Annotated in this window: 5 protein-coding genes; 3 read left to right on the forward strand and 2 right to left on the reverse strand. The window is 39.3% G+C overall.

The window, feature by feature from the left end; all coding sequences use genetic code 11:
- Window positions 1-123: 123 nt before the first annotated feature.
- Together EUBHAL_RS06455 and EUBHAL_RS06460 are read left to right on the forward strand one after the other, a co-directional pair.
- Window positions 124-1,314, forward strand: a complete 1,191-nt coding sequence (locus tag EUBHAL_RS06455) for a cation diffusion facilitator family transporter (RefSeq protein WP_005346750.1) — start codon at window positions 124-126, stop codon at window positions 1,312-1,314.
- A gap of 91 nt (window positions 1,315-1,405) precedes the next feature.
- On the forward strand, window positions 1,406-2,590 hold the full coding sequence (locus tag EUBHAL_RS06460; RefSeq protein ID WP_005346753.1) for an adenosylcobinamide amidohydrolase: 1,185 nt from the start codon (window positions 1,406-1,408) through the stop codon (window positions 2,588-2,590).
- A 172-nt stretch (window positions 2,591-2,762) separates the two neighbouring features.
- Here the strand turns inward: EUBHAL_RS06460 and EUBHAL_RS06465 are convergent, their stop codons facing one another.
- A complete protein-coding gene (locus tag EUBHAL_RS06465; RefSeq protein ID WP_005346759.1) occupies window positions 2,763-3,116 on the reverse strand; it encodes an arsenate reductase family protein in 354 nt (117 codons plus the stop codon).
- Window positions 3,117-3,228: 112 nt separating this feature from the next.
- Window positions 3,229-3,903: a uracil-DNA glycosylase gene (gene ung, locus EUBHAL_RS06470; RefSeq protein WP_005346762.1), complete on the reverse strand. Its 675-nt coding sequence runs from the start codon at window positions 3,901-3,903 to the stop codon at window positions 3,229-3,231.
- Between the two features lie 204 nt (window positions 3,904-4,107).
- On the opposite strand from ung, the gene EUBHAL_RS06475 reads away from it, so the two are divergent.
- On the forward strand, window positions 4,108-5,388 hold the full coding sequence (locus EUBHAL_RS06475; protein ID WP_049940637.1) for a D-alanyl-D-alanine carboxypeptidase family protein: 1,281 nt from the start codon (window positions 4,108-4,110) through the stop codon (window positions 5,386-5,388).
- The last annotated feature ends 187 nt before the right edge of the window (window positions 5,389-5,575 follow it).

The raw sequence follows: 5,575 nt of genomic DNA on the forward strand, positions 1-5,575 counted from the left end.
GCTTTATTTATCAAAAGAGGGCTGTGTTTTGGCTAGGGATGGAATTGCTATTTATCATTGAACTTTTCCTCTCAAACTGCTATAGTTAAATAGATATCGTAATTAACACATGGAGGTTTTTATATGACTGAGTTTCTCGTAAACAAATTTATAAAAGACAGTGCCAATATCGAAAGCACAGAAGTCCGAACTCGCTATGGTATGCTTGCCAGCGTTGTTGGGATTTTTTGCAATGTCCTGCTTTTTTCTGTGAAGCTTGCCATTGGTCTTATTTTAAGTTCTCTTGCTGTTACCGCAGATGCTTTCAATAACTTATCCGATGCTGCTTCTTCAATTATCAGTTTTGTTGGTGTGAAAATGGCAGGAAAGCCGGCAGATGCAGAGCATCCTTTCGGTCACGGAAGGATTGAATATATTGCCGCTCTGATTGTTTCATTTCTTGTTATCGAAGTTGGTTTTACCTTTTTTAAAAGTTCTATCTCAAAGATAATGCATCCAGAGGAAATTACATTTGACCCTGTTCCATTTATTATTCTTATTTTATCGATTCTTGTAAAGTTATGGATGGCATTTTTTAATAATAAACTTGGAAAAAGAATTGATTCAAAAGTAATGCTTGCGACAGCCGCAGATTCTCTCGGTGATGTTATTACAACGAGTGCTACCGTTATTTCTATTGTTATCTGTCATTTTACTTCTATTAATGTCGATGCGATTGCCGGACTGATTGTTTCTGGAATTGTAATCTGGTCAGGTGTTTCCATTGCAAAAGATACGTTAGAGCCACTAATTGGCCAACGTGTTCCGTCAGAGCTTTATCAGAAAATAACGGACATGGTGGAATCATATGAAGGAATTGTCGGAGCGCATGATTTAATCGTTCACAACTATGGGCCAAATCGCAGTATGGCGACAATTCACGCAGAGGTACCGAACGATGTCAGTATTGAGGCATCTCACGAAATCATCGACCGAATTGAGCGTGACGCGAAAAAGGAACTTAATATTCTTCTTGTGATTCACATGGACCCGGTAGAAATGCGTGATGAAGAAGTACTCGAACTTCGCGATAAAACGTCCCACATTGTTCATGCACTTGACCCAGAACTGCATTTTCATGATTTTCGTGTTTTAAAGGAAAATGAACAGAAAAATCTGATTTTTGACCTTGTTGTTCCAGATTCTTATACAGAAAAAGACGCAAACCGCGTTATGCACCAGCTTATAGCACTCCTTCACGAAATGGAAAAGAACGTGGATTGTATCATTACGTTGGACAGAAGCTTTGAAGCTCCGAAAAATAATATAACATAAGGCAAATGGCAGCCTGTTTCATTTATTTATGAATCAGCTATAATAAAATGATACAATAAAAAGATAAACTGACCAATCAGGAGGAATTATTTTGAAACTTTATGAATTTCCAAGTGGCGATACTGTGCATAAATATAAAAAATCTATCGTCATTTCTTTTAAAGGAAAAAGGAATGTCTTGAGTACCGGACCAAATAATGGTGGATTTACAACTGATTTAGCCGCCGTGTTTAATAATGATGCAAATCCCGGAGATGGCATGGAGGTTAAACTTCGGGCGGATACTTACCGGGAGCATATGGATATTTTAGCAAAGGAAGATTTGGGTCTTGACCCTTCTTCCTGCTCCGGACTTATGACCGTTGCCAGCATGGATAATTCCGCCATTTCCACGCTGGCCTATGATGATTTTTCTGTAACATCTATTGCTACAGCAGGTGTCCGAAACAATGGCGGCCGCATCGGTGATCCTGCTTCATGGCACGAAAAGTCGGAAAATACTTTTGAAGATACCACATCTTCTGACACAAAAAAGAAAAATCCCATTCAAAATCTTACTAAGAATATTTTAGGTAAAAATATTTCAGGTAAAATTATTTCAGATAAAGATAAATTACCAGTCGGAACTATTAATATCCTTCTTTACATTGATGCAGACCTTTCCAAAGAAGCCCTGGCTTCTGCCCTTGTTTCCTGCACTGAGGCAAAGGTTGCTGCTATGCAGGAACTTCTGATTGCCAGCCGCTACTCCTGTGGGATTGCTACCGGAACAGGAACAGATGGTGCTATTATTATATCAAATGCAGAATCAAAGACCCACCTTACTAACGCCGGAAAGCACAGTAAGCTGGGTGAACTTATTGGGCGTACTGTCATCTCTTCTATCAAAGAAGCACTGAAACTGCAGCAGGGAATCACTCCACAGATACAACATGATATTATTCACCGAATGGATCGTTTTGGTGTAACGGAAGATGCCTTGTGGGACTGCTACAAAGAAACATACCGTAATCTGATCCGTGCAGAATTCACCGATATATTGGACCGCATCCGGACAGATGATACACTGGTAACCTATACTTCTCTGTATGCACATTTACTTGACCAGTTAAGCTGGGGACTTTTATCCTTTGCGGAATGTCGTATTGCTGCCAATGAATTATTAAAACTTGCCGTCTTACACCCGGATGCTGAATGCGGAACGGAAAATATTATACAGAATTACATACTGGCAATTGCTGATAGGATTCATCGGGAATCGTTGAAGAAAAAATAAAATCAGAAAGCCTATCTGGAAAGCCGTGGAATCGGCTGGAGAAATACAGCCAGATATTCCACCTTTAACAGGATTAGAGAATATATAGATAGAATGTAATTGTAAAATCCCCGGCAATTGACTTGTCGGGGATTCTCGCTTAATTTCCCAGAGCATATTTGAAAAATACTTTCTACAACTTCTCTTCCCACTCTTTTTCCTTAAATCCAACCAGTACAAAATCCTCCCCAACAACAATTGGACGCTTTACAAGCATGCCGTCTGTCGCAAGTAAAGCATACTGTTCCTTTTCACTCATTCCTGGCAGCTTATCCTTAATTCCATTATTGCGGTAAACCTGTCCACTGGTATTAAAGAAACGTTTTAATGGAAGTCCACTCTTCTCATGCCATTCCTTAAGTTCTTCTGCTGTCGGGTTCTGCTCTACGATATGTCTGTCATCGTACCCGACACCATGTTCCTGTAACCATTTTCCTGCTTTTTTACAGGTTGAACATTTTGGATACTCTACAAATAATACTTTCATTTTGTCTCCCTTCTAAATGCGAATTATTCCGGCTTAATGTGATTTATCTCGACTTATAAAAAAACCGAAGTTTTTTACTTTAAATATTATTTAAACATTCTCTACCTGTCATTTAAATATTCTCTATCTGCCAGTCAATCGGCTCTAACTCATGAAATCGAAGAAACTCATTCGCCTGACTAAAATGCCTGCATCCAAAAAATCCACGATAAGCAGATAATGGACTAGGATGTGGCGCTTCCAAAATCAAATGCTTCGGATTCGTGAGCATCGGCTTTTTATTCTGTGCAGGTCTTCCCCAAAGTAAAAATACAAGTGGTCTGTCCTGTGCATTTAACACACGAATCGCCGCGTCAGTAAACTCTTCCCAGCCGATTCCTCTATGAGAATTCGCCTGATGCGCCCGTACAGTAAGTACCGTATTCAGCAAAAGGACTCCCTGCTTCGCCCATTTTACAAGGTATCCATTATTTGGAATGTAACAGCCAAGGTCATCGTGCAGTTCCTTATAAATATTCACCAGTGACGGTGGAATATCCACTCCCGGTTTTACTGAAAAGCTAAGTCCATGCGCCTGTCCATTATTATGATATGGGTCCTGTCCCAAAATCACGACTTTAACATTCTTTAATGGTGTCAGATGAAATGCACTAAAAATCTCATCTGATGGAGGGAAAATCTCACGCGTTCTGTATTCTTCATTTATCTTTTTGTAAAGTTCTCTATAATAAGGTTTCCTATATTCTTCCTTCAGAGCTTCCGCCCAGTCATTATTAATTGCTGCCATTTCTTATCCTCAGTTTCTTTCTGCTATTTTTTATGGCTTTAATTATATCGCATAGATATGAACAATGCAATTCTGATTTGCCGCAGGCAAAGAGACGCCCCCGAAGAGAGTCTCTTTTGCTTGCGGCAAATTACTATTTATCATATTTTTTCTTTTTTTCTCATAGTTATAGAAAACCCACTATTCTAAAAAGGATGTGCTTTTTTGAACCACTATTTTAATCACCAGCAACGTATTTTCAAATATAAAACCTGTGCTTTTTCATTGTTGTTTATCCTCTCTGTTTTCTTTATTTTTACTATATTTTTTGCTGATTCCTGTTATCTGGATGTCTATGCATTTTCAAAAACAGAAACGATTAGAAATTTTACGGTATCTGATAAATCAGTAAAAGATAATGCGTCCAAAAATTCTGCCCCTGCTGAGCTTTCTTCACTCCATGCGAAAGCAGCCATTCTTATGGATGGAGATAATCAAAGAGTTTTATTTGGCAAAGAGGAAGAAAAAGAACTCCCTATGGCAAGTACGACAAAAATCATGACCTGCCTGTACGCCATTGAACATGGAAATCTTTCAGATAAAGTTACTTTTTCGAGAAGGGCGGCTTCTGCTCCTAAAGTACGGCTTGGTGCCAGAAGCGGTTCACAATTTTTATTGTCCGATCTGCTCTATGCATTAATGCTTGAATCATACAACGATGTCGCTGTTGCGATTGCGGAACATATTGGAGGCTCCGTCGAACAATTTTGTGAGGATATGACACAGGAAGCCAGAGACTATGGCTGCTATCATACTTCTTTTGAAACACCTAACGGATTAGATAGTGCAAAACACTATACTACCTGCCATGATCTTGCTCTGTTAACCTGTCTTGCCCTAAAAAATGAAAACTTCTGTAAAATTATTAAAGAACAGTCTTTTTCCATTAAAGAGCTAAAAAATGGGCAGTCTTACTCTTTAAATAATAAAAATCTGTTTTTAACTTCCTATAATGGCGCAATCGGTGTAAAAACCGGCTACACCAACAATGCCGGTTACTGTTTTGTGGGCGCAGTTAAAAAAGACGGCCATTATTTAATCTCTGTCGTGCTGGGCAGTGGTTGGTATCCTAACCGCCGCTATAAATGGGAAGATACAAAAAAACTGATGGACTATGGAATAAAAAATTATAACAAAAAAGAAATCCCCTTAAACCAGGGAATTCCTTCTAAACTTCCAGTAAAAAACGGCCGCAAATCTACCTGCACGCTTTCCGCTCCCGCTTCCACCAGCTTGTACATTTCCCCTACGGAAAAAACTCGCTGTATTATCAGCCTGTCCCCTTCCTTAACTGCTCCTGTACAAAAAGGTACTGCCGTAGGTTCAGTCGTGCTCTACATTGATTCGAAACCTTATCGCAGCTATCCAATTTATGCCAGACAAAGCATCAAAAAACGAACATTTGCATGGTACTATAAAAGGATGTTTTACTATTTAATTCATTAGACAAACTACAGACGAAGCCAGTGAACTTCATAAGCCATATTTGTGCTTTTAGTCGCTGCGTGTTGAATGTTCGCTCCACGCGCTCGCATCCAACACTTGCTCCGAGACCACAAATATGGCTTATGAAGTTCACTGGCTTCTGTACTGTGGCTGGAGAAGATGAATTAAATAGAAAGTGGGAGGATTT

The organism is Anaerobutyricum hallii DSM 3353 (assembly GCF_000173975.1).
Taxonomy (GTDB): Bacteria; Bacillota; Clostridia; order Lachnospirales; family Lachnospiraceae; genus Anaerobutyricum; species Anaerobutyricum hallii.